Origin of the sequence: Arthrobacter sp. MA-N2 (genome assembly GCF_000517125.1) — a bacterium.
Classification (GTDB): Bacteria; Actinomycetota; Actinomycetes; order Actinomycetales; family Micrococcaceae; genus Arthrobacter; species Arthrobacter methylotrophus.
The window spans coordinates 1,117,098-1,117,588 of the sequence record NZ_KI912155.1 but is presented as its reverse complement, the minus strand read 5'-3'; the positions used below and the strand labels follow the sequence as shown (position 1 = coordinate 1,117,588).

Here is a 491-nt window from a genome sequence, read left to right as displayed (position 1 = left end):
CGGGCTCTTCATCGTGGGTGCAGGCCAGGCCCTTTACCTGCGGAAGACCAACCCGGTCAAGTACGAAACCATCGGCCACGTTGTCCTCGCTGACGACCACGGCCTGGTCCTGGACGAAGAAGACGTCACGCATCTTAGCCCGGTCGAGCTCGGTGTCGCCAAGGCGCTGCAGGAGACACGCGGGAAGCTGACTCTCAGCGATGAACTCGAACTCGAACGCGAACTCGAACGCGAGGAAGACCTGCGCTAGAAAAACAACCGGTTCCCGGTGCGGCCCCAACCGCACCGGGAACCGAACCCCCTACCCAACCTCAATCCGGCAGTGAGTGGGTGATTCGCATATTACGGTCCCCATAATTACCGGACCCGCCACACCATTACTCACAGCATTCCCGGGCCGTATGCGATAGCCACTGTCATGTTTCCGAATGTTTCCAACATGTTAACTGCGGTGGGAAAACGTGGTCCGGAATTTCTCAGTGAAATCTTTA

General features: G+C 57.8%; 1 protein-coding gene. It reads left to right on the top strand.

Annotated elements, in window-relative coordinates:
- Positions 1-250: hypothetical protein (locus A3M3_RS0105745; RefSeq protein ID WP_197023133.1), on the top strand; the 250-nt coding region annotated here is incomplete at its 5' end.
- Positions 251-491 lie beyond the last annotated feature (241 nt).